Here is a 22808-nt window from a genome sequence, read left to right on the forward strand (position 1 = left end):
CGTCGCGCCGCCATACTTCCAGATTATGAGCGTTGGCCACGATATAGGCAGGTCATTGCCAAGGGGAACCCAACTCGCTTCTTACTAATACCTTGACGTGCGGAAATGTCATCCATCAAATGGATCAATCAGCGCAGTCGGCCAGTGCCATCAATGCGCTGGTGAATGCCTCTACGGGCGGTTTCACCAGGCCCGCTCCGACCTGACCGGTGCCCGCCACGCGGCCCGCGATACCCGTGTTGACGACGGGCAGCACACCGGTCCTTGCCACCAGCGTGAGGTCGATGCCGACCGGCGTGCCGCGGAAGCCGAGCCCCGGGATCTGATAGGCGGGGTGCTCGGCCAGCGTGATCTCGTACATGGATCGGGTCGCCGCCACCGCGTCCGCCACCTCGCCGCCGACGAAGCGGACGATGGCCGGGGACGCCGCCATCGCGAACCCGCCCAGGCCGGACGTCTCGGTGATCGTGGAGTCGCCGATGTCCGGGTTGGCGTCCGCCGGGCCGTACGCGCCGAGGTAGAGCCCGTCCGGTACGCCCGCCGGACCGGTGAACCACCGATCGCCCAGGCCCGAGACCTGCACCCCGAAATCGGTGCCGTTGCGGGCCATGGCGACGACCATCGAGGAGCCCGGCACGTCCCTGGCCGCGTCGGTGCTCACCTTGCCCGCGGCCATGGCGGCGTTCAGGAAGAAGTGGTCGTTGCCGTTGACGAAGCGCAGCACCTCGGCGGCGCTGCCGGCCGCGGCCTCGACCACCCAGGGGGCCAGCTCGCGCAGGAGCAGCGAGGTGGCCGCGCGGTTGCGGTTGTGCAGCTCGTCGCCCATCTGCAGCGCCTGCGCGATCAGCGCGCGCAGGTCGATCGGCCCGCTCAGCTCGATCGCCGCCGAAAGGACGGGCCCGAGCACCCGGTCCATCCAGTGCAGCCGGTCGAGCACCTCCGGCCCGTACGCGCCGTAACGCAGCACCTTGCCCAGGCCCTCGTTGAGCGAGCAGTACGCCGTGCCGCCGTGCTCGGTGTCGAGCACCTCCAGCATCCACATCGACGGGCTCACCACGCCCGCCATCGGGCCGACCGTCGCGTGCCGATGGCAGGGCTCCAGGCGCACCCGCCCGGAGGCGAGCAGGTGCTCGGCCGCCGGCACGTCGTGGGCGTACTCCTCGAGCAGCATCGCGCCGATCAGGGCCCCGCGCATCGGGCCCGACGCGCGTTCCCAGTCGATGGGCGGGCCCGCGTGCAGGAACATCAGCTCCGGCAGGGCGAGCACCTCCGACGCCCGCCGTACGCCGACGAGCTGGGGGCGGGCCGAGGTCAGGCGGCCGACGGCGCGCTCGTTGGCCGCGGGCAGGCGCGGGTCGGCGAGCACCCGGGCGAGCGCGTCCGCGGTGCCGGGCAGGGGCGGGCGCCACGCGACGGCGGTCGTGGGCACGGCCTGCGCGTCGAGCGACTCCTGGAGGAGGCCGGCGCCGACGGTGATCACGTGGGGCGGGCCGGAGAGCAGGGTCATAGGAGGTTCCTGGCGTGCCGGGCGGCTTGGGCGTTGGACGTGAAGACGGTCGCGCCCGCCTCGCGGAATGCGGCGGCCTGCCGGTGCAGGCCCTGCGGGTCGCCCTCGGTGCCGATGAGCGCGACGATGACGGTGGCCGCCCCGTGGCCGGTCGCATGGCTGGGGGCGTGGTGGGCGGTGCGGGCGGTGACGTGGGCGATGGCCGAGGCGAGCGAGGCCGCCGGATCGGGGTCGGCACCGTGGCCGAGCACGACGTCCATCAGGACCACGTCACCCGGCTCCACCTGGGCCAGGGCCTCCAGGCGCAGCGTCGGGTCGATCATCGGATGGGCCCGCCCCCGCGTGTAGGCGTCGTCGCCGTAGTCGGTGAACTCGCCCGACCCGGCGATCAGCCTCGCCTCGGCGCAGAGCGTGCCGCCCGAGTAGATGCCCTTGAGCTTCGTGTACGTCGACGTGGGCGACCAGCCGGGCCACGACTCCCATGCGGGGACCGGCCTGCCGAGGGCGCGCAGCGCCTCCTCCGCCGCCGCCGTCAGGTCGCGCTCCCCGAGCAGCGCGGAGACGACCGGCGTACGCAGCGTCTCCACCACGTCCCGTACGGCCCGCGCCACCGCCGGGTCGGGCGGCTTGGAGACGAGCACGATCAGCTCGGTGGCCGGGTCGTCGTCCAGCATGCGCAGCGCCCGCATCGTCGACAGGCCGCCCACCTCGGCCGACAGGTCCCTGCCGCCCACGCCGAGCACGTGGCTCACCCCGGCCCCCGCCTGGTCGAGCAGGGACGTCACCTGCTGGGCGCCGGTGCCGGAGGCCGCGACGAGGCCGACCGGGCCCGGCCTGAGCACGTTGGCGAAGCCCAGCCCGGCGCCGGCGATCACGGCGGTGCCGCAGTCGGGGCCCATGACCAGCACGTCGCGCTCCTCGGCCAGCAGCTTGAGCCGCCGTTCCTGGGCGACCGGGACGCCGTCGCTGAAGATCATCACGGGCAGGCCCGCGTGGATCGCGTCGAGCGCCTCGCAGAAGGCGTGCTCGCCGGGGACCGACACCAGCACCAGATCGGCCGGGGCCTTGGCGGCCGAGCGGGTGGTGAGCGGGGGCTGGTCGGCCGCCTGGGTCCGGGAGGCGGACAGCCGGGCCAGGGCCTGGTCGAGCTCGCCGGCGGCGGTGTCCACGCCGTCGCCGCGCAGGGCGACCAGCAGGTCGCCGGGGTCGGCGGGGGGCAGGTCGAAGCCCAGGTCGCGGGCTAGGCCGAGGTTCAGTTCCGTGGCCATGGCGACGATGGCCACCTGCATGCCGGGCAGGTCCGACAGCGAGCGGCTCACCCGCATGAGGGTGACCGAGTCGTGGTAGACGCCCTTGCGGAGCAGCACCGCGTCGCGGGTCATCCGAGCACGCTCACCGGGGTTCCGATCCCGTTTTCGGTCGGACTCGGGGATTCGGTCATGGCAAGGACGGCGTTCAGGCCGATGGAGATGCCCTGGAGCAGGTCGGATCCGGAGGTGTGGCCGAGCCGCCGCAGCCGCTGCTGCGCCGGTTCGAGCTCCTGCCGCCCGGCGATGCCGCGCAGCACGGCGATCACCTCGGGGCTCGCCTCGCCCCTGGCCGCGCAGTGCAGGAGCGTCGCCGAGATCGGCGTCGTACGGGCGCGGGCGTCGTACGTCACGGTCGCGGCCAGCCAGTCCGCCAGCCACACCGCCCGGTCCGCCCCGGCCGCCGCGCCGAGGTGCCTGAGCGTCACCAGCAGCCCGGCGAGCACGTCGTCCCCGCTCGGCGTCAGCCCCGGACCGAGGCCGACCAGCTGCTCGGCCGCCGTCACCATGCCCAGCAACCGGCCGCTCGCGCAGCTTGTGGCCAGGAGTTCGATGGCGCCGTTGCCCGCCAATCCCGGCTCGCCGGGGGCCAGGTGAGGGGCGGCCTGTCTGAGCCGTACCAGGTCGACAGGACCGAGCGGCGGCGCGGGATCCCACCAGCGGCGCGCCCGCAGGCTCAGCCGTCCCAGTTCGATGGAACCGTCACCGACGGCGGCCTCGTCACCCACGGTGACGTGCGGCAGTTCGGCGGCCAGCAGCACGGAGTTGGGCAGCCGCGTCGCCGTGCCCGTGATGACGGCGAGCACGGACGGCTCAAGATCGGTCCTGACCTCCACGTACACCCCGGCGGGGAAGACGGCCAGCACCCGGGCGGGGCTTCGCGGCGCCTCCAGCACAGGGCGTACCGCCGCGCTCGCCGCCCCTGTGACATGAGTACGCGGGCGCCGCGCATGAGTACCGACGGTCACCGAACCTCCCTACCGAACCTGGACCTGACCGTAGAACGTCTCGGACAACCCTCCGTACGGAGAAATTTGCCAACAGTCAGCGGGAAGGTTGGCTCTTCCTGACAGACCGCTTCTGGGGTCACAATCTCCACATGGAGCCCCCCGTCCGACTCGCCAGCACGGGCACGATCACCCACGGAGTGTCCGTGGGCGAGGTGCTCGGCGTTTCGACCCTCGCGGACGCCCGCCTGATCGCGGGGGAGAGCGGGCTGGGCCGCATCGTGCAGCGCCTCAACGTCATGGAGGTGCCGGACATCCTGGCCTGGGTGAAGCCGCACGAGTTGCTGCTGACCACCGGCTACCCGCTGCGCAACACCCCGCAGTCGCTCGGCCGCCTGGTGGCCGACCTCGACGAGCGCAAACTGGCGGCGCTGGCCATCAAACTCGGCAGGTACGTGGACAAACTGCCCGACGAGATGGTCGAGCAGGCCGACCGGCTCGGGTTCCCGCTCATCATCCTGCCGAACGACGTCGGCTTCGACGACATCCTGAACCAGGTGCTGACCGACATCCTCAACCGGCAGGCCGCCGTGCTGGCCCGCGCCGAAGAGGCGCACCGGGCGCTGGTACAGGTGGTGCTGGCCGGTGGCGGGCTCGACGAGGTGACCGCCGAGGTGGCCGCGCTGCTCGACGTCGCGGTGGCGGCGGTGGACGGCGGTGGGCGGGTGCTCGCCACGGCCGGGCCGGCCGACCACGTGACCCTCCTGTGGGAGTCGATCGCGCACGAGGGACCGCCGCTCATCCCCGCCCCCGCCTCGGGCCGGACCCCTTCCGGCACACCCGCTTCCGGTACGGCCGGCCGCACGCGGGCCTTCGCCTCCGTGCCCGTCGTCGCGGGCGGGCACCACCACGGCCGCATCGTCGCCTACAGCCCGGCCGGGACGATCCGGGACAGCGACGTCGGCATCCTTGAACGCGCCGCGACCGTCGCCGCGCTCGTCGTGACCAGGCAGGAGGCGGTCAACGCCGTCGAGAGCAAGTACCGGGCGGACTTCCTGCGCGACGTCCTCACCGGCCGGGCGGGCACGGCCGAGCGCGTCACGGCGCGGGCCAGGGCGTTCGGCTGGGACCTGGAACGTCCGGTCACCGTGCTCGTCGCCGAGCTCGACCCGGACGGCGACGAGCGCGCCACCCAGGACCGCCTGGTCGCGTGCTGGGTCGCGGCGATGCGCCGCCACGACCCCCAGGGCGCGGTCGCGGGCTTCTCGCACGAGGTGGTGGCCGTGCTGGACGCCACGGTGGACGCCGCCAGGGTGGCCAAGGACGCCGCCTCCGCGTTCGCCGACGTGCCGCCCGCCACGTTCTCGACCGGCACCTCCCGCCCGTCGCCCGGCGCCGAACTGCTGCCCGAGGCGTACTCGCAGGCCCTGAAGGCGGCCCGCGTCGGCCGCCAGCTCCACGGCCCCGGCGCGGTGGCCCACTTCGACCAGTTGGGCGTCTATCGGCTGCTGTCGCTGGTGAACGACACGGAGGAGCTGCACGCGTTCGTCCGCGAGACGCTGGGACCGCTGGCCCTCGACAATGACGCCGAGAACTCCGACCTGCGCCGCACCCTGCAGGTGCTCCTGGAGACGAACCTCAACGTGGCGGAGACGGCCAGGCGGCTGCACTTCCACTACAACACGCTGCGCTACCGCATCGGCAAGCTGGAGCGCCTGCTCGGCAACTTCACCGACGACCCGCACCTGCGCCTCAACCTGACACTGGCCCTGCACGTGCTGCGCATGCGGGGCATCTAGGCTGAGTGGTCGTGGACTTCGAACTGCGCTCTGACTACATCCCGCTGTGTGACCTGCTGAAGTACTGCGGGGTCACGGAGACGGGCGGCATGGCCAAACACCTGATCGCCGAAGGGTTCGTGTCGGTGGATGGAGAGGTGGAGCTCCGCAAGACGTGCAAGATCCGGGCGGGGCAGGTGGTGACGGGGGACGGGTTCTCCATCCAGGTGCACTGAAGTCACGGGAAGTCACCGCGAGATTACTCGCTGTTTACTATCCTCGAACATGAGAGTGAAAAAGAAACGGCCCCCGTCGCCGGGGGCCGTAGAGCCCGGGAACGTAGCCCCGGGCGTTGCATGACTCCATGTTAGGGAAGGTCGCCGTGGGTGACAAGCTGAACAGTGAAACAGCGCGCGTCAGGGTCTATGTCGACAGCTTCAACCTCGATTGCGGCCTGCGGCACCTGAGTGGTTGCCGTGACCTCTGGCTCGACCTGGTGACAATGGCCCGGGAACTGCTCGGGCCTGGGCAGAGGTTGGAGCGAGTCACCTATTTCACCGCGTTGGTCCGAGCCGACCCGCCCGCCGTCGAACGGCAGAGAGCCTACCTGGCCGCTCTGAAGGCCCACGGCGCCGACGTGGTGCTCGGCAGGTTCCAGAAGCAGTCGAAGGGATGCCGAGAGTGCGGCGCAACCTGGTTGTCCTACGCGGTGAAGGAGGCCCATGTCGCCCTCGCGAGCGCCATGATCATTGACGTGGCACTCGATGAGGTCGATGTCGTCATGCTCGTGTCGGCCGATTCGGATTTCTGCGCGCCGGTCGAGAGGATCCGCAAGATCGACGGTCTGCGTGGCACCAAAACGAGGGTCGTCACCGTCTTCCCGCCGGGTAAGAGCGCGGAGGATTTGCGCAAGTGCAGCGACGCGTGCTTCCCCATCGACGCAGCCGTCGTGCGGCGTTCCCAGTTCCCCGACGTGGTGCATGGCCGCGACGGTGCCGTCTACCACCGTCCCCCGCACTGGAACTGACCGTTCACCGAACCCCCCGAAGGTAGTGCGCAACCACACCTCTGGTCAGGAAAGCGAATTTGGCAGATCATGCCCGTGTACGAGCACGCCCACGGGCCTAATGTGCCCGCAACGGCAGCACGAATCTCAGGCGGGATGCAGAAGGAGCCTGCGGGGCGGCACTGGAAGCGGCGGCCCGGGTGAAGAGGGGCTCACATGGTTTTCGGTTGGACCAAACACGGCGACGGCAAGCACCTGGCTCCCGGTGAGATCGTCCGGCCCGACGAGCGGCTGACCTGGCCGCGCATGATCGGGTTCGGCGCGCAGCACGTGATCGCGATGTTCGGCGCGACGTTCGTGTTCCCGCTGGTGATGGGGCTGGACCCGAACGTCGCGATCATGATGTCGGGTGTGGCCACGATCCTGTTCCTGCTGATCGTGAAGGGCCGGATACCCAGCTACCTCGGCACCAGCGCCTCGTTCGTGGGCGGGGTGTTCGCCATCAGGGCGATCTTCGGCGGCGACACCGCGGGCGCCGACGCCATCGTGACCGGCGCGATCCTGGTCGTCGGGTTGGTGCTCGCGCTGGCCGGGGTGGCCGTGCACTTCCTCGGGGTGCAGATCATCCACCGGATCTTCCCGCCGATCGTCACCGGCGCGGTGGTCATGCTGATCGGGTTCGGGCTGGCGTACGTGGTGGCGGACGTCTACTGGCCGCAGGACCAGTGGATGGCGCTGATCACGATGCTGGTGACGTTCGTGGTCGTGGTGGCGTTCAAGGGCTTCATCGGGCGGATCGGCATCCTCATCGGCCTGATCGCCGGGTACGCGCTGTCCTGGGTCGCCGACCAGCTCTTCGGCCAGGTGCCGGCCTACACCGACGGCGCGATCAAGATCGCCCCGCACCTGCGCGTCGATTTCTCCAAGCTCGGTGACGCGCCATGGGTGGGCCTGCCGTCGTTTCATCTGCCAGACTTCAAGTTCTCGGCCGTGCTGCTCGTGCTGCCCGCGGTGATCGCGCTGATCGCGGAGAACATCGGTCACGTCAAGGCCGTGGGAGAGATGACGCAGACCGACGTCGATCCGTACGTCGGCCGCGCCATCGCCGCCGACGGCCTCGCCACCGTGGTGACCAGCGCCGTCGGCGGCTCGCCCACCACCACCTACGCCGAGAACATCGGCGTCATGGCCGCCACCAAGGTCTACTCCACCGCCGCCTACTACATCGCCGGCATCATCGCCATCCTGTTCGGGCTCAGCCCGAAGTTCGGCGCGCTGGTCTCCGCCACTCCCTCTGGCGTACTGGGCGGTGTGACCGTCATCCTGTACGGCATGATCGGCCTTCTCGGCGCCAAGATCTGGATCGAGAACCGGGTGAACTTCGCCGACCCGGTCAACATGGTCCCCATCGGCGCGGGCATCATCCTGGCGATCGGACCGGTGAAGCAACTGATCAGCGGCGACTTCCGGCTGGAGGGCATCGCGTTGGGCACCATCGTCGTCGTGGGCGGCTACCACCTGCTGCGCGCCATCGCCGGGCGGGCCCCGGACGCCGGCCCGGCCCCCCTCGGGAGCGACGCCGGGTGAAGCCGCCGCCGTTCGAACACCACGCGCCGCGCGAGCTCGGCGAGGCCCTCGACGTCCTCGCCGAGGTGGGCCCGCGCGGCAAGGTGCTGGCGGGCGGCCAGAGTCTGATCCCCATGCTCAACATGCGGCTGGCGGCGCCCGAGCATCTGGTCGACATCAACCGCATCGCATCGCTGGCCACCGTCGAGCCGTCCACGGAAGGCGTCACCGTGGGCGCGCTGGCCAGGCACTCCCAGGTGGAGCGGCTGGCCGGGCATCCACTGCTGCGGCAGGCGCTCCGGCTGGTCGCCCACCCGGTGATCCGCAACCGGGGCACGGTGGTGGGCAGCCTGGTGCACGCCGACCCGGCCGCCGAGCTGCCGGCCGTGCTGGCCCTGCTCGGCGGGTCGGTGCGGCTGGCCCGCCTGGAGGGTCTGCGCGAGGTGGGGGCGGCGGAGTTCTTCGTCGGGCCGATGGAGTCGGCCGTCCAGCCGGGCGAGCTGGCCGTCTCCGCATATTTCCCGTCACTTCCGCCGAGGTCCGGCACGGCGTTCCGCGAGGTGGCCAGGAGGCACGGTGACTACGCCCTGGCCGGGGTGTGCGCGGTGGTCACGCTGGACGACGACCTGCACATCACCGCCGCCCGGGTGGCCTGCGTCAGCGTCGGCCCGGTGCCGGTCGTCGTGGACGTGGGCGGGCTGTGCGAGCGCCGTCCCGCCTCGACCGTCGACTGGGCGGCGGTGGCGCGGGCCGTACGGGAAGAGACCGAGCCGGAAGGCGACATCCACGCGAGCGCCGCTTACCGCCTGCAGCTGGTCGGCGTCCTCGCCGAGCAGGCGCTGAAGGACGCGGCCCGTGAGGCGGCGGGACCGTGGGGTAGCGACCCAGTAGGGACGTAAAGGGGAGGCCGGTTTGGAGCACGAGATCACGCTGGTGGTGAACGGCGCCGCGCGGCGGGTGCGGGTGCCCGGGCGGCGGCTGCTGTCCGACTGCCTGCGCCACGACCTCGGGCTGACCGGCACCCACGTGGGCTGCGAGCACGGCGTGTGCGGGTGCTGCACGGTGCTGCTGGACGGCGAGCCGGTGCGGTCGTGCCTGACGTTCGCGGTGACCGTCGACGGGCACGAGATCACCACGGTGGAGGGGCTGGCCGGGCCGGATGGGATGTCGGCGGTGCAGCGGGCGTTCGCGGAGTGCCACGGGCTGCAGTGCGGCTTCTGCACACCCGGCTTCCTCTGTACGGTGACCGCGCTGCTGCGGGACAACCCGGCGCCCACCGACGAGGAGGTGGTCGAAGGCATCTCCGGCAACCTGTGCCGCTGCACCGGCTACCAGAACATCGTCAAGGCCGTCCACCGGGCGGCGGAACTCATCGCCGAGGAGACCTAGGGATGACCACCAGGCTGTTTGGGGAGGCGGTCCAGCGCCGGGAGGACCCCAGGCTGCTCACCGGCGGCGGCCGGTACCTCGACGACCTGGGCTCCGGCGCGCTGGAGGCGGCGTTCGTGCGGTCGCCGCACGCCCACGCCCGCATCCGCGACATCGACGTGAGCGCCGCGCTCGACGTCGACGGCCTGGTCGCGATCTACACCTGGGAGGACCTGCCCGAACGGGTGGGCCGCCCCCTGCCCCTGCTGATCCCGCATCCCGCGCTCACCCACGGCCGTACCGCCTACCCGCTGGCCAGGGACGTCGTCCGGCACGTGGGCGAGCCGGTGGTGATGGTCGTGGCGAGGGACCGCTACCTGGCCGAGGACGCGTGCGGGCTGATCGAGGTCGACTACGAGCCGCTCAAGCCGGTGGTGGGCCTGGAGGAGGCGGTCCAGGGCGCGCAGCTCGTGCACGAGGACGTACCGGGCAACGTGGGCGCTCACCTGGTGCAGGAGGTGCCGAGCCGGACGGGCCGGAGCGCCCGTGAGGCCATCGAGGCGTCGCCGCACACGCTGGCCTTCCGGCTCGACATCGAGCGCAGCGCGAGTATGCCGCTGGAGGGCCGCGGCGTGTACGCCCGGTGGGACGGCTCCGACCTGCGCGTCTACACCAGCACCCAGACCTCGACCAGTGTTCGCATGGCCGTCGCCGCCGCCCTGGGCCTGCCCCTGCCGCACGTCGAGGTGATCGCGCCCGACGTGGGCGGCGGGTTCGGGGTGAAGATCGTGCACCCGTGGCCGGAGGAGATCCTGGTGCCGTGGGCGGCGATGCGCCTCGGCCAGGAGGTCAAGTGGACCGAGGACCGGCGCGAGCACTTCATCTCCTCGGCGCACGAGCGGGGCCAGGTGCAGCACGTCAGGGTCGGGTTCGACGACGACGGGGTGGTCAACGGGCTGGACGTGACGATCCTGCACGATCACGGCGCCTACACGCCGTACGGGATCATTGTCCCGATCATCACCTCGACGCAGTTGCTCGGGCCGTACCGGATCGGGGCCTATCGGGTCGAGTTCTCCGCCGTCTACACCAACACCGTGCAGGTCACTCCATACCGGGGAGCGGGACGGCCGCAGGCCGTGTTCTGCATGGAGCGGACGATGGACAAGATCGCTCGCTACCTGGGCAAGGATCGCACCGAGGTGCGCGCGGCGAACTTCATCGGGCCCGACGAGTTCCCCTACGACCAGGGCATGACGTTCCAGGACGGGCGCCCGCTGATCTACGACAGCGGCGACTATCCCACGATGCTCCGCATGATCAAGGAGCTCATCGGCTGGGACGACTTCGAGCCCGCCGAGCACCGGGGCATCGGCATCGGCTGTTACGTCGAGGGCACCGGCGTCGGCCCGTACGAGGGCGGTCACGTCCAGATCACCTCAGACGGCCGCGTACACGTCTCCACCGGGCTCACCTCGCAGGGGCAGGGCCACGAGACCGTGTTCGCCCAGATCGCCGCCACCGAGCTGGGTGTGCCCATCGAGCGGATCTCGGTCGTCACGGGCGACACGCGCAGGTTCGGGTACGCGGTGGGCACGTTCGCCTCCCGCGCGGCGGTGATGAGCGGCAACGCCATCGCGCTGGCCTGCCGCAAGGTGCGCGAGAAGGCGCTGCGCATCGCCGCCGAGGCGCTGGAGGCCGACCCGGGCGACCTGGAGATCGCCGACGGCCTGGTGCACGTCGTGGGCACCCCCTCCGCCTCGATCCCGCTGTCCACGGTCGCGGTCCTGGCCAACCCCCTGCGGTACGCCTTCGACGAGGAGACGGCCAAGGCGACCCAGTTCTCCGGCACCGCCTCGCCCGACAAACCGCCGGTGGCCGAGGGCGACGAGCCGGGGCTGGAGGGGCGTGACTACTATTCGCCGATCAGGTCCACGTTCGCGGCCGGGATGCACGCCGCCATCGTCGAGACCGACCCGCTGACCGCCGAGATCAAGGTCCTGCGGTACGCCGTCGTGCACGACTGCGGCCGGCTGATCAACCCGATGATCGTGGAGGGACAGATCCACGGGGGAGTGGCCCAGGGCATCGGCGGCGCCCTGTACGAGCGGATGGTGTACGACGGGCACGGGCAACTGCTCAACGCCTCGTTCATGGACTTCCTCATGCCGTACGTCACCGAGATCCCGCACATCGAGACCGCCCACCTGGAGACGCCGTCGCCGCTCAACCCGCTCGGCATCAAGGGGGCGGGGGAGGCCGGGGTGATCCCGGTCTCGGCGGTGATCGCGGGGGCGATCGAGGACGCGGAGGGCATCGAGATCGACCGCATGCCGATCTCGCCGTCCGAGCTGTTCGACCTCAGGAACCTCGCCGGACAGGACGCTCAAACCCCGTGCGATGATCGGGAGCCATGACGATCCCGGACGAACTGCGCGCACCCGGCGCGGGTCTGACCACGTTCCCCGGCTCGGCCGCCGAACTCGGCGAGGTGCGGCTGATCGACCTGGCCTGGAACGAGCTCGCCGAGGTTCCCGCGTGGCTGGGCGGCCTGAGGTCGCTGGCCGAACTCCGGCTCGACGGCAACCGCCTGAGCTCGCTGCCGAGCCTGGCCGGACTCACCGGGCTGCGGGCGCTGCACCTCGACGGCAACCGGCTGACCGAGGTGCCCGGCTGCCCGCCGTCCCTCGAGACACTCTCCCTGTACGGCAACGCCATCGAGACGCTGCCCGTGCGGCTCGCCGGCGGGCTGCGGCACCTGGCGGCGGGCGGCAACCGGCTGACCGGCGTCCCCGACGCGCTGTGGAAGCTGGCCCGGCTCGAATCGCTCAACCTGGCCGAGAACGCGCTCACCGAGGTGCCCGCGGCGATCGGCGGGCTGACCCGGCTGCGCATGCTCGACCTCGGGCACAACCAGCTCACCGCGATCCCGCCGGAGATCGGCGACCTGGGCCTGACCGACTACCTCTACCTGAGCGACAACCGGTTCACCGAGGTGCCCGCCGCGATCGGCCGGCTCGACCGGCTCGCCTACCTCAACGTGACCGACAACCGGCTGACCGGCCTGCCCGAGGCGCTCGGCGGCATGGCGTCGCTGGTCGAGCTGCGGCTCTACAACAACCGCCTGGCGGCGCTGCCCGGCTCCATCGGCGGTCTGGGCCGGCTGCGCGAGCTGCACCTGCAGGGCAACCGGCTGGCCGCGCTGCCTGACTCGATCGGCGAGCTCGGCGAGCTACGCGTGCTCGACCTGCGCAACAACCAGTTGCGCTCGCTCACCGGCGCGGTCGCGGGGCTGGCCCGGCTCACGCACCTGGACCTCCGCAACAACCGGCTCAGGACGCTGCCCGAGAGCCTCGGCGAGCTGCCCGCGCTGGAGAAGCTCGACCTGCGCTGGAACAAACTCGACGGCGAGCCTGACGCGCTGCGCCGCCTGGCCGAGCGCGGCTGCGTCGTCCTGCGGTGAATCTCGGTTTTATCTCAACCGAAGTGAACCGGCCCTATGAGGGTTGCGTATCTCGGCACATGACGACATTTCCACGTCTGGCTGCTTCTGTACTGCTGGTCGGGCTCGCCGCCGGCTGTACGAACGCCAGCGGCGCCGTAGGAGCGGGCGAGAGCGCTGCGAACGCTGGGGGCGAAGCCATCGTGCAGAAGCCCGCTGTGGTCGACAACAACGTTTACACCGTCGAGCAATTGGCGGAGAAGGTGGGCTGCAAGCCGAAGATCCAGGTGAATGCCACGGACCTTCGTACGGGCTACTGCAAGACCCAGGACGGCGAGTTCTTCGTGAACACGTTCGCCACCCAGGCCGGTAAAGACGTCTGGATGGACACCGCGCCCGAATACAACCCGCACCTGGTCGGAAACCGATGGACCGTGCTGTCCAGCCGCAAGGTGCTCGACCTGTTGAAGGAGCGTCTCCACGGTGAGCTCCATCTCAAGGACCACAGGACCAAACAGATGCAGACTGGCGGCACCACCGGCTGACGGAGGGCTGGGAAGGCGGTGGGAGTCCTCCCAGCCCCAGCCGTTCAGCCTCGGGTCGCCAGCTTGTACTGGGCCCAGATCTCGATGGGCGCGGCGACCCTGTCGAGGAACATCAGGTCGTCCATCCGGCAGTTACAAGGGTTGTTCTCTCTGGTGTTCTGCGGGTAGCTTCCGCCGATCTTGATGCCTCGGGGGTCGGTGGCCGAGGTCAGATCGGGTTCGGGCGCCCCCTCCACGGCCCACGGGTCGCCGGTGAGCGTGTAGAAGCCGTCGAGCGGGTGGCCGTTCTTGTACAGCTTCATCGTGGTGTTGTCGTAGTCGAACGTGGCCGCGAGGAAGACCCATTCGTTCAGCGGGAGCACGCTCTGCCAGGGCTCGCTCGCGGCGAACGTCTGGGAGCTGCCGCCGTCGACGCGCCTGCCCAGCGCGACCACGCGCAGCTCCCCGTTCACCGTGATGAGTTCGAGCAGGGCCCGCACGTCGTGGCCCTGGGAGTTGCCGCTGAGCACTCCGGCCAGCCCGATCGCTCCGTACTGGTCGGCCGGGTCCTCGGTGTTGGAATTGGGGCTCGGGTTCTGGCCGGTCATCTTGAACCAGCCCATGACGGTGGCGCCCTTGACGGCGTTGAAGGCGTGCAGGGTGGGCACTCCGGTCTCGGAGTAGATCCCGGCCTTCCAGTCGTCGTTGCCCGTCGTGGCGGGGTTCACCTGCTGGAGCTGGATGGCGTGCCCGCTGCCCCGGTGGGCGTTGTCGGCCACGCGCATGGCGGCGCCGCCGTTGATCAGCGTGATGTTCGTACCCGACCTGCCCTGGTCGCGCTCCTGCGCGGGGTCTCCGGGGGCCGGGTGGTCGAAGTCGTACGCGGCGACGAGGTTGTGGCGCAGCGTGGGCAGCACGCCGGGCCGGTCGTGGGCGGCGGCCGGGGTGGCGACCGTCGCCGTCAGCACGAGAGCCAGCACAGGGGCCAGATACCGGTGTCTCATGGCGTCGCCGTCAAGCAGGCGCCGGTGACCTTCCAGATCTTGCCGTTGGCCTTGGACAGCAGGTAGAGCTCGCCCGCGGCGTCCCGGCTCAGGCGCAGGTCCACCCGGGTGTCCCCGGCCAGGTCGCGCATGGTGACCGCGGTGCCGCTCGCGTTCACCAGCTTGGGCTGGTAGATCGTGGCGCGCGCGGCGCCCTGCTTCATCTGACCGGCGATCGTGAAGAAGACACGGCCGTCGACGATGTCGCCGAACAGGTACTTGCCGTAGAGCAGGGGCAGCCGCGAGCCGCGGTAGACGAACCCGCCGGCCACCGCGTGACCGCTGTCGGCCGTGCAGGAGTGCCCGGGCGGCGGGTCGTGGTCATAGGCCGCGACCGGGTAGGTGTAGCCGAACGTCGCGTCGTCGTCGGGCAGCGTGTAGAGGTGGCAGCGGTCGGCCTTGTTGAACACGAAGGACCCCTCGCGCTCGCTCCAGCCCAGGTTGTTACCGGCCTTGACCTCGTAGATCGCCTCGATGGCGTGCTCGCCGATGTGGCCGAGGAACAGCCTGTTGCCCTGCGGGTCCCAGCTGAAGCGGTGCGGGTCGCGCATGCCGTACGCGTAGATCTCGCCGATCGCGCCCGCCTGGCTGACGAACGGGTTGTTCGCCGGGATGCCGTACTTGCCGTTGGCCGCGTTCGTGCCCAGCGGGTCGATGCGCAGCAGCTTGCCCTGCGGGATGGCCAGGTTCTGCGGGTCGTCGCTCGACACGCCCCGGCCGCCGTCGCCCGCCGCGATGTAGAGCTGGCCGTAGTCGGCGTCCCTGCGCCGCGCGAACGGGTTGAAGTCGATCTGCTGGATGCCGTGGACCTGGCCGTTGAAGCCGAGCCTGAGCACCTCTCTGCGGGTGCCGCTGAAGGTGTCGGCCTTCGGGTTGGTGGCCGTCCACTCGGTGAGCACGCCGTGGAAGCGGGTGTCGGGCTGCGGGGTCAGGTCCGGCGTCTTGGTGGTGAGCGCCGCTCCCCATTCGGTGTGTACGGTGTAGAACTTCCCGTTACGGGCGAAGTCCGGGTGGAAGGCGACGTACCCGAACCCGGAGCCCAGGCCGCGGCCGGAGAGGAAGTCCGGCGCGAACGTGGCGCCGACGTCGAGGTACTCCTGCGGCTGGCCGTTCTTCAGCAGATACAGCTTGCCGTTGAGGTCGTTGACGAACTGGCGGTGCGACCCGTCGGGGATCTCGCCGATGTTGTTGATCCGGGCCCAGCGCATCAGCCGCGCGTCGGTGGGCGCGGGGGTCGGCTCGGTCTTGGGGAAGGCGGCGTACTCGGTCAGCGTCAGCGTGAGAGCGGACGCGGTGGGATTCTCCGGGATGGGATCGTCGATCGGGGTCGAGTCCAACGCGGCTGCCGGCGAAGCCCATAACGCGGTCGCCAGCACCGCGGCGAGAAGATACCGGAGGGATTTCGGCATTCCTGTCCACCACCTGAGGGTTGTTGGGAGTTGTTCAGCTGGTCTTGCAGGCCGGGGTGCCCGTGACGGTCAGGCCGCGCACCCTGCCGATGTTGTCGAACGAGCCGAAGCCGACCCGGCCCGAGGCGAAGGTGTGGTCCGTGGCCGTCATCAGCGGCGTGGTCGAGCCGTCGACGAAGACCGAGATACGGCCGGTGTCCGTGCAGAACCGGACGCGGACCTTGTGCCACTGCTCGTCGGTGACCGCGGGAGGCGCGCCGACCTGCCCGTTCCACTGGTCGTCTATGCGCAGCCGGTCGGCGTTGTTCACCACGAAGATGCCGTTGTGCGGGTAGATGGTGTTGTCCTGGGAGAGGTGGGCGTAATAGAACTCCGTGTCCGAGCGGTAGCCGAACACGATGATCACGTCACGGTTGCTGACGCTGGTCGGGGTGTCGAGGCGTACTTCGGCGTCGATCTGCACCGAGCCGAAGGCCGGGCCCTTCTCGAGCACGGCGTACTCGAAGGGACGGCGCGGGCCCGGACGCTCCTCGCCGGCCTGGGCCAGGATCACCTGGTCGCCGGGGAACTGCCACTTCGCCGGGGTCACCGGCGCCCAACTGGCGGCCGCGTTGGTGTTGCGGACGACCGTACGGCCCCTGCCGCACTCGGCCGCGGCCTGGGCCTGGCCGGTGGCCGGCTGGTCCGCGGCGGTGCGGCCGGTCGCGTGGGCGGTGGGCGCGACGAACTGGGCCAGGATCAGCACCAGGCCGAGCGCGCATAGGCGGATGAACGTGGGCATCGGAATCCTCTCAGTGGGGGGAGGGGCGGATCCGAGCGGCCGAGGCGGTCAGTCGCTGTGCCTGGCGGCCCCCAGCAGATCGCGGATGTGGCTGGTCGCGGCGGCGAACGCGGGCTGGGACATGGTCGCCGCGTAGTCACGCACCCGCGGCAGCGCCACGTCGATGACCTCGGCGATCGTGCCGGGCCGCGGCGTCATGACGACCACCCGGTTGCCGAGGTAGACCGCCTCGGCGATGGAGTGCGTGACCAGCAGGACCGTGGTCTCGGTCTCGTGCCAGATGCGGTGCAGCTCGACATTCATCTGCTCCCTGGTCAGCGCGTCGAGCGCGCCGAACGGCTCGTCCATGAGCAGCACCGGCGGCCGGTGCAGCAGCGCGCGGCAGAGCGCCACCCGCTGCTGCATCCCGCCGGACAGCTCGTGCGGCAAGGAGTCCTCGAAGCCCGTCAGCCCGGTCATGGCGATCAGCTCGTCGGCCCGGGCGGCGGCCTCCTTCTGCGCCATGCCGCGCATCTCGGCCTGCAGCAGGATGTTCTTGCGCGCCGTACGCCACTCCAGCAGGGCGGCGCGCTGGAAGACGTACCCGACGTCATGACGTGGGCCGCCGACGGTGCCGCCGAGCAGCCGCACCGCGCCCGCCGACGGCTTGAGCAGCCCGGACACCAGCTTGAGCAGCGTCGACTTGCCGCACCCCGACGGGCCCACGATGGACACGAACTCGCCGGGGCGGACGTCCATCGACACGTTCTCCAGCGCGAGCACGTCGCGCTTCTTCGCCCGGAACCGCACCGCCACCCTGTCGATCTCGACGGCGGGGGCCTGTTGCGTCACGGTCATCCCTTCGGCGCCACGCTGGAGTCCCAGTAGGCGCTGGGCGCCTGCGGGTTGGCGACCAGGCCGGCCTTGGCGAAGGTGTCGATCGTCTTCTGCCAGTCGGCCTCGGTGTTGACACCCGGCGCCTGGCCCTGGGTGGCGTCGGTGTGCAGCAGCGTGGTCGTGGTCTTGAACTGGTCGAGCAGCACCTGCGCCGGGGGCAACTGCTCCGAGGCGCCCTTCATGGCGTCCACCGCGGCCTGCTGGTCCTTCTCCGCCGTCGCCCACGCCTCGCTGGTGGCCGCGACCATCCGCTTGGCCAGGTCGGCCTTGCTCTGCAGGAAGCTCGATGAGGTGAGCAGGCCGTTGCTGTAGTAGTTCAGGCCGAACTCCGAGAAGCGCAGGTACGCCACCGGCTTGCCGGCCTTGTTCTGCATGGTCGGCCCCTGGTCGGAGGCGTAGCCGAGCAGCGCGTCCGTCTGCCCCGACATGACCGCCGCGATCTTGCCGGCCGGGTCGGTGTTCTGCATCTTGACGTCGGCGTCGGTCATCCCGTTGGCCTTGAGGAACACCGGGAACGTCTTGGTCAGCGCGTCACCGGCCGTCGAGGCGATCGTCTTGCCCTTCAGGTCGGCCGGCTTGGTGATGTTCTTCTCCTGGAAGAACTGCACCGAGGCCGGGGTCGTCTGCAGGAAGACGCCCAGGCTCTTCACCGGCACGCCCTGGCTCACCCCGCCGAGCAGCGCGGGGGTGTCGGCCCAGCCGAAGTCCGTCTGGCCGGCGCCGGTGGCCTGCACGGTCTTCTGGGAGCCCTGCCCGGCCTGGATCGTCAGGTCGATGCCGTGCTTCTCGAAGATGCCCTTCGACTTGCCGTAGTAGAACGGCGCGTGCTCGCCGTACGGATACCAGTTGAGCGTGAGCGTGACCTTGTCGAGCTGCTTGCCCGACGAGCTGGTGGTCTTCTCGCCGCCACCGGAGCCGCACGCGGTGGCGAACAGGAGCAGGGCCGGGGCTAAGGCGGCGATCAGCGTGCGTGTCTTCATGGCGTCCTCAGTAGGTCACGGTTACGGCGTCACCGCGGCGGCTGGCGTGCCAGGGCAGTAGCAGCCGCTCGGCGAACTCGACGGCGACGAAGAGCACGACGCCGAGGAATGACATGACAAGGAGTCCCGCGAACAGCATGGGCGTGTCGATGTTGCCGTTGGCCTGCAGGATGACCGAGCCGAGCCCGTCGTTGCCGCCGACGAACTCGCCCACGACCGCCCCGGTGACCGCGAGTGTCACGGCGACCTTCAACCCGGAGAACAGGAACGGCAGAGAGGCGGGAAATCTGATCTTGGCGAAGGTCTTCGCCGGGCTCGCGCCCATGGTCGAAGCCAGTTGGAGCATCTCCGGATCCACCGACTTCAGGCCGGTGACCATGGAGATGACGACGGGGAAGAACGCGATCAGCACGGCGACCACGATCCTCGGAGTCAGCCCGAACCCCAGCCAGACCACGAACAGCGGGGCGATCGCGATCTTCGGGACGACCTGCGCGAACAGCAGCAGCGGGTAAAGGGTCTTCTCGACCTCCGCCGAGGCCACCATCAGCACGGCCGCGGCGATGCCGACGACGACGGCGATCGCGAAGCCGAGCACCGTCTCATAGGCGGTCACCAGCGTGTGGTGGCCGAGGTAGCCGGCCTTGTCGGCCATCACCTGGAGGGTGGTCCCGGGTGAGGGTACGAGATATCTGGGCACGATCTCGAACTTCGTGATCGCCCACCAGATCGCATAGCAGGCGGCGAGCAGGGCGAGGGGCCGCCAGGAGCGGTCCGCCAGTTCCACGACGCGGTCGCGCGAGCTCGGGCTCTCGCGCCGCATGATCCCATCAACGGTCTGTACCACGATCGAAGGTCTCCCTTCACCGCGTGCCATCAGGCCATATGCGAGAAAGCGCTATCTGAAAGCGCTTTCCTGCGGTACGCTAACCCGGTACGGTCGAGGGGTCAAGGTCGTGAACTTCCTGTTACAGGAGGGCGAGTGGCCGATCGCGTTCACGTCACCCTGCGGGATGTGGCGACGGCCGCCGGAGTCTCCCTCGCCACCGCCTCACGCGTCCTCAACGGCACCGCCAAGGTCCGCGAAGACCTGCGCGACCGGGTCGAGGCCGCCGCCTCCGAGCTCGCGTACACACCCAACGCCCACGCCCAGGCCCTCGCCCGGGCCTCCAACGAGACCGTCGGCGTGATCTGCCACGACGTCAGCGACCCCTACTTCTCCGGCATCGCCAGGGGCGTCATGCGCGCCGCCGCGCAGCGCGACCTGCTGGTGATGCTGGCCAGCACGTTCCGCGACAGCGCGCGCGAGGTGGCCTACGTCTCGATGCTGCGCGCCCAGCGGGCCCGCGCGATCCTGCTGATCGGCTCCGGCTTCGAGGACCGGCGGTGGGAGCGGGCCATGGACGTCGAACTGCGGCCCTACCTGAACGCCGGCGGCCGGGTGGCGGTGGTCAGCCGGCACCGCAGCCTGCGCGTCGACACCGTACTGCCGGAGAACCGCGCGGGCGCCGCTGCCCTGGCCAGGGCCTTGCTGGCGCTCGGACACCGGCGCTTCGCCGTGCTGTCGGGGCCGCCTGGCCTCAGCACGGTGGTGGACCGGGTCGGCGGCTTCCGCGACGCGCTGGCGGCGGCCGGGGTGCCGGTCGGCCAGGTGGTGGAGGGACCGTTCAGCCGCGAGGGCGGCTACGCCGGGGCGTCCGCCCTTTTGGACCGGGGGCTTGACGCCACGTGCCTGTTCGCCGCGACCGACGTGATGGCGGTGGGGGCGCTGGCCGCGTTGCGGGAGCGGGGGCTGCGGGTGCCGGATGATGTGTCGCTGGCGGGGTTCGACGACGTTCCCGTGGTGCGTGACCTGACGCCGCCGCTGACTACGGTGGCGCTGCCGTTGGAGGAGATGGGGGAGCGGGTGATCGCCCTCGCTTTACGGGATGGGGGTCGGGGGCGGCGGCGGATTGAACGGATCGCGGGGCGGGTCGTCCTGCGTGCCAGCACCACCGGCCCGCCCTAAAGGGCCTCGCTACGCTCGGACGCCTTCCTGGACGCTTCGCCGGGTTGACTGGTTGGACCGCGAGCGAGACAGGTGACCGGGATGCCCGGCCGGAAGCCCACGGCAGGAGGTGCCGTTCCCTGTGGACCTCGGCTGGTTCGCCATTGCCGAACGGGTCGCCGGTGAGGACGACGCGGTCGAAGTCCTCGCTACTCATTCGGAGGGAGCGGCATTCTCCAGCCGTGCGGCACCGTCCCCCCGGGCGACCCGCAGAATGGCGGCCATGAGAGCCAGGCCCACACCGATGCTCAAGGCGTGCTGAACGATTGCCACCGTCACGTATTCCGCGGTCACGAAACCCCCGGGTCGCAGAACTGCCATAGGGAGCTTCCAACCACTCCAAGCGAACAGCGAGCCTGACGCCCCGAAGGCCAGCGCCATGGGGATCCACCGTCGAAGCCGGACGGGCCGGCGGCGCGTGACCGTCCAGATGCTCCAGGCTCCGAGCAGGGCCCACAGTCCCGCACTCGCGTTCAGCAGCCGCCCGTTCAGATCCCAATGATCGCGATGAGCCGGGTCAAGGCCCAACGTCCCGCCCAGCGCCCAGTAGCACCAGAGCAGGCCCAGCCCGACGGCCACCGCCATCGCCGCCGTGACGGGCTTCGATGAGCGGGCGGTACCGTCCCCGACCCGGCCGAGGAAGGGGTGCGGCCATCTCTCTCTCAGGTAGATCGGCAAGGCCACGGCCAGCCCCACGGCCATTGCGGTGAAGCCGATGGTGATGAAGATCTCCTCTCCTCGCGGACTCTGGGCGGAGGCGTCGTCTCCACCGCCACCCAGGTCGATCCCGAGTGCGCCGAGGACATTGCTGATCACCACATAGGGCAGCATCGGGACCAGGAAGCCCGCACCCACCCAAGAGACGAAGATCACCGGTATGGCCGGCAGCCGACGGCCCCACGGCTGGGCCAGCGCCAGCCCCAACCCGATCCCGGTCACCGCCATCAGCACGGTGACGGCGTTGAGCGCCACCCAGTCGGCGGTGCTGTAGTCGTCCGGGCCATACCCCAGCAAAGCCGCAGCGACCCAGAACACCTTGACGGCCAAATAGAGCGACATCCCGAGCGCCGCGGTATAGCCCGCGAGCCCGCGCACCCCACTCCATCGCGCGCCCACGTTCGTCGCATCCGGAAAGCCCGCCGAATCCTGTGCCACCTGAACCCGAACCCCCTGAGCCGGTCGATCTCGACACCGTCGATCTTTCTGGAGCCGTCGATCGGGCAGGATCCCTCCACGGTGTGAACCGCGATGGGACTCGTCCCCCGCCCGGGGGAGGTGAAGGGCATTGCCGGGGTTGATCCGGGCTGCGCGTTTCGGGTGTCAGGCGCGAGGGCCGACCGTGGCCATGGCGTCGTGTCGACAACATACGGATCACTCCTCCAGACCCAGAAGCAACCCGGCCGGAAAACGCCATGACCTCATTGCCGGTCACCGAGGGGAGACGCTGTCCCAGCACGACCTGATCATCATTCCCAACAGCTGATGGGGTATCCGATCTCAGCCAGATCCTCCTCGAGACTGGCTAGGTCGGCCTCCGAATCAAGCGCGGAAACGATGCTTTGCGTCAGCGGCCGCAGCGCATAGATGGACCGTATCGCCTCGAGGTCCGCCGCGACCTCGTAGTACTCTTCCGCGAACTCCTGATACGCCTCCGGCCTGCCATCAAGCAGAACATCGAACAGCCACTCGGCGCTGCCGTCGTCCCTGATGCCCTTCGGCAGGCTCTGGATCGCGCCGGTTCTCCATTCGTCGTCGCCATGCTCCCGCCAGAAACACACCGTCGCCAGTGGTGTCGCCGCCTGATCACTGAACGCGGGCTCGGTGACATATGGCCGAAACGCCTCAGGCATCGAGTCGAACAGACCGGGCCACGGTTCCGGAGGATCAATGCGATACGGGCTCATCGGCGACTCGTGATCGAAGCCACGGGCATACGCGCCTGCCGACGAGAAGACGATCGAGTACTCGTTTCCGCTTCCGTCGCGCATCGAGGCCATCTCCTCAGTCGGCGACCATCGGCAGTTGAACGAGTAGTACCTGGACTCCCAGTCGGGACTCATGATCGCGTCCAACATGGCCATGGCCCGGGAGCGGTCTCGCACGATCGAGATGTGGGGCAGTTGTCGGATCACTTCATGGACAGACACGGGCCCCATCAAAGCCGACGCTGCTGACAATCCCGCGCATGTCCGGAACGAAGCGGAGGTCCTCGGCAAGAGGCACACAG

At 70.0% G+C, this 22808-nt stretch carries 21 protein-coding genes; 10 read left to right on the forward strand and 11 right to left on the reverse strand.

Going from position 1 to position 22808, the window contains the following annotated elements; all coding sequences use genetic code 11:
* Positions 1 to 124: 124 nt before the first annotated feature.
* Genes KLK06_RS14965 through KLK06_RS62310 form a run of 3 tightly spaced genes read right to left on the reverse strand, consistent with a single transcriptional unit; the run spans position 125 to position 3782 of the window.
* Positions 125 to 1507, reverse strand: coding sequence for a DUF1116 domain-containing protein (locus KLK06_RS14965; protein WP_214636017.1), 1383 nt, complete (start codon positions 1505 to 1507; stop codon positions 125 to 127).
* Positions 1504 to 2889, reverse strand: coding sequence for an FdrA family protein (locus KLK06_RS14970; RefSeq protein ID WP_214636018.1), 1386 nt, complete (start codon positions 2887 to 2889; stop codon positions 1504 to 1506). Before KLK06_RS14970 ends, KLK06_RS14965 begins: the two co-directional genes overlap by 4 nt.
* Positions 2886 to 3782, reverse strand: a complete 897-nt coding sequence (locus KLK06_RS62310; protein WP_214636019.1) for a DUF2877 domain-containing protein — start codon at positions 3780 to 3782, stop codon at positions 2886 to 2888. Before KLK06_RS62310 ends, KLK06_RS14970 begins: the two co-directional genes overlap by 4 nt.
* Before the next feature lie 131 nt (positions 3783 to 3913).
* Here KLK06_RS62310 and KLK06_RS14980 point away from each other — a divergent pair, with 131 nt between their 5' ends.
* From KLK06_RS14980 to KLK06_RS15020, 9 genes are all read left to right on the forward strand, one after another.
* Positions 3914 to 5560 carry a PucR family transcriptional regulator gene (locus KLK06_RS14980; RefSeq protein WP_214636020.1) on the forward strand — a complete coding sequence of 549 codons (1647 nt, stop codon included), beginning with the start codon at positions 3914 to 3916 and terminating at the stop codon, positions 5558 to 5560.
* 11 nt (positions 5561 to 5571) lie between these two features.
* The gene (locus tag KLK06_RS14985; protein WP_374197113.1) at positions 5572 to 5775 is read left to right on the forward strand and encodes an RNA-binding S4 domain-containing protein; all 204 of its coding nucleotides are present in this window, start codon (positions 5572 to 5574) and stop codon (positions 5773 to 5775) included.
* 146 nt (positions 5776 to 5921) lie between these two features.
* Positions 5922 to 6566, forward strand: a complete 645-nt coding sequence (locus KLK06_RS14990) for an NYN domain-containing protein (protein ID WP_214636022.1) — start codon at positions 5922 to 5924, stop codon at positions 6564 to 6566.
* Between the two features lie 195 nt (positions 6567 to 6761).
* Entirely contained in the window at positions 6762 to 8132 is a 1371-nt protein-coding gene (locus KLK06_RS14995; protein WP_214636023.1) for a uracil-xanthine permease family protein, read from the forward strand.
* Positions 8129 to 9010: a xanthine dehydrogenase family protein subunit M gene (locus tag KLK06_RS62315; protein WP_214636024.1), complete on the forward strand. Its 882-nt coding sequence runs from the start codon at positions 8129 to 8131 to the stop codon at positions 9008 to 9010. Before KLK06_RS14995 ends, KLK06_RS62315 begins: the two co-directional genes overlap by 4 nt.
* Before the next feature lie 13 nt (positions 9011 to 9023).
* On the forward strand, positions 9024 to 9500 hold the full coding sequence (locus KLK06_RS15005) for a (2Fe-2S)-binding protein (RefSeq protein WP_214636025.1): 477 nt from the start codon (positions 9024 to 9026) through the stop codon (positions 9498 to 9500).
* 2 nt (positions 9501 to 9502) lie between these two features.
* Positions 9503 to 11896, forward strand: coding sequence for an aerobic carbon-monoxide dehydrogenase large subunit (cutA, locus tag KLK06_RS15010; RefSeq protein ID WP_214636026.1), 2394 nt, complete (start codon positions 9503 to 9505; stop codon positions 11894 to 11896).
* Positions 11893 to 12942, forward strand: coding sequence for a leucine-rich repeat domain-containing protein (locus KLK06_RS15015; RefSeq protein ID WP_250905382.1), 1050 nt, complete (start codon positions 11893 to 11895; stop codon positions 12940 to 12942). Before cutA ends, KLK06_RS15015 begins: the two co-directional genes overlap by 4 nt.
* A gap of 59 nt (positions 12943 to 13001) precedes the next feature.
* Positions 13002 to 13466, forward strand: a complete 465-nt coding sequence (locus KLK06_RS15020; protein WP_214636027.1) for a hypothetical protein — start codon at positions 13002 to 13004, stop codon at positions 13464 to 13466.
* A 44-nt stretch (positions 13467 to 13510) separates the two neighbouring features.
* On the opposite strand, the gene KLK06_RS15025 is transcribed toward KLK06_RS15020, so the two are convergent.
* The 6 genes from KLK06_RS15025 to KLK06_RS15050 are packed head-to-tail and all read right to left on the reverse strand — an operon-like array spanning position 13511 to position 19381.
* Entirely contained in the window at positions 13511 to 14449 is a 939-nt protein-coding gene (locus KLK06_RS15025) for a LamG domain-containing protein (RefSeq protein WP_214636028.1), read from the reverse strand.
* Positions 14446 to 15897: a sorbosone dehydrogenase family protein gene (locus tag KLK06_RS15030; protein WP_214636029.1), complete on the reverse strand. Its 1452-nt coding sequence runs from the start codon at positions 15895 to 15897 to the stop codon at positions 14446 to 14448. The genes KLK06_RS15025 and KLK06_RS15030 overlap by 4 nt, the downstream gene beginning before the upstream one ends.
* Positions 15898 to 15931: 34 nt before the next feature.
* Positions 15932 to 16678: a hypothetical protein gene (locus KLK06_RS15035; RefSeq protein WP_214636030.1), complete on the reverse strand. Its 747-nt coding sequence runs from the start codon at positions 16676 to 16678 to the stop codon at positions 15932 to 15934.
* A gap of 48 nt (positions 16679 to 16726) precedes the next feature.
* Positions 16727 to 17515 carry an ABC transporter ATP-binding protein gene (locus KLK06_RS15040; RefSeq protein WP_214636031.1) on the reverse strand — a complete coding sequence of 263 codons (789 nt, stop codon included), beginning with the start codon at positions 17513 to 17515 and terminating at the stop codon, positions 16727 to 16729.
* Positions 17512 to 18534 carry an ABC transporter substrate-binding protein gene (locus KLK06_RS15045; RefSeq protein WP_214636032.1) on the reverse strand — a complete coding sequence of 341 codons (1023 nt, stop codon included), beginning with the start codon at positions 18532 to 18534 and terminating at the stop codon, positions 17512 to 17514. Before KLK06_RS15045 ends, KLK06_RS15040 begins: the two co-directional genes overlap by 4 nt.
* A 7-nt stretch (positions 18535 to 18541) precedes the next feature.
* Positions 18542 to 19381: an ABC transporter permease gene (locus tag KLK06_RS15050; protein ID WP_308168257.1), complete on the reverse strand. Its 840-nt coding sequence runs from the start codon at positions 19379 to 19381 to the stop codon at positions 18542 to 18544.
* A 135-nt stretch (positions 19382 to 19516) separates the two neighbouring features.
* On the opposite strand from KLK06_RS15050, the gene KLK06_RS15055 reads away from it, so the two are divergent.
* A complete protein-coding gene (locus KLK06_RS15055) occupies positions 19517 to 20542 on the forward strand; it encodes a LacI family DNA-binding transcriptional regulator (RefSeq protein ID WP_214636033.1) in 1026 nt (341 codons plus the stop codon).
* A gap of 192 nt (positions 20543 to 20734) precedes the next feature.
* On the opposite strand, the gene KLK06_RS15060 is transcribed toward KLK06_RS15055, so the two are convergent.
* Together KLK06_RS15060 and KLK06_RS15065 are read right to left on the reverse strand one after the other, a co-directional pair.
* Positions 20735 to 21676, reverse strand: a complete 942-nt coding sequence (locus KLK06_RS15060) for a hypothetical protein (protein ID WP_214636034.1) — start codon at positions 21674 to 21676, stop codon at positions 20735 to 20737.
* A 371-nt stretch (positions 21677 to 22047) separates the two neighbouring features.
* Positions 22048 to 22728 (reverse strand): hypothetical protein, encoded by a 681-nt coding sequence (locus KLK06_RS15065; protein WP_308168258.1) that lies wholly within the window; start codon positions 22726 to 22728, stop codon positions 22048 to 22050.
* Positions 22729 to 22808: the final 80 nt, after the last annotated feature.

The sequence above is a fragment of the Nonomuraea sp. NEAU-A123 genome, from assembly GCF_018603905.1.
Classification (GTDB): Bacteria; Actinomycetota; Actinomycetes; order Streptosporangiales; family Streptosporangiaceae; genus Nonomuraea.

Bases quoted from the DNA above. Each gene is read 5' to 3' on its own strand.
- KLK06_RS14965 (WP_214636017.1), bottom strand. From the start codon at position 1,507: ATGACCCTGCTCTCCGGCCCGCCCCACGTGATCACCGTCGGCGCCGGC.
- KLK06_RS14970 (WP_214636018.1), bottom strand. From the start codon at position 2,889: ATGACCCGCGACGCGGTGCTGCTCCGCAAGGGCGTCTACCACGACTCG.
- KLK06_RS14980 (WP_214636020.1), top strand. From the start codon at position 3,914: ATGGAGCCCCCCGTCCGACTCGCCAGCACGGGCACGATCACCCACGGA.
- KLK06_RS14995 (WP_214636023.1), top strand. From the start codon at position 6,762: ATGGTTTTCGGTTGGACCAAACACGGCGACGGCAAGCACCTGGCTCCC.
- cutA (WP_214636026.1), top strand. From the start codon at position 9,503: ATGACCACCAGGCTGTTTGGGGAGGCGGTCCAGCGCCGGGAGGACCCC.
- KLK06_RS15015 (WP_250905382.1), top strand. From the start codon at position 11,893: ATGACGATCCCGGACGAACTGCGCGCACCCGGCGCGGGTCTGACCACG.
- KLK06_RS15020 (WP_214636027.1), top strand. From the start codon at position 13,002: ATGACGACATTTCCACGTCTGGCTGCTTCTGTACTGCTGGTCGGGCTC.
- KLK06_RS15025 (WP_214636028.1), bottom strand. From the start codon at position 14,449: ATGAGACACCGGTATCTGGCCCCTGTGCTGGCTCTCGTGCTGACGGCG.
- KLK06_RS15030 (WP_214636029.1), bottom strand. From the start codon at position 15,897: ATGCCGAAATCCCTCCGGTATCTTCTCGCCGCGGTGCTGGCGACCGCG.
- KLK06_RS15035 (WP_214636030.1), bottom strand. From the start codon at position 16,678: ATGCCCACGTTCATCCGCCTATGCGCGCTCGGCCTGGTGCTGATCCTG.
- KLK06_RS15040 (WP_214636031.1), bottom strand. From the start codon at position 17,515: ATGACCGTGACGCAACAGGCCCCCGCCGTCGAGATCGACAGGGTGGCG.
- KLK06_RS15045 (WP_214636032.1), bottom strand. From the start codon at position 18,534: ATGAAGACACGCACGCTGATCGCCGCCTTAGCCCCGGCCCTGCTCCTG.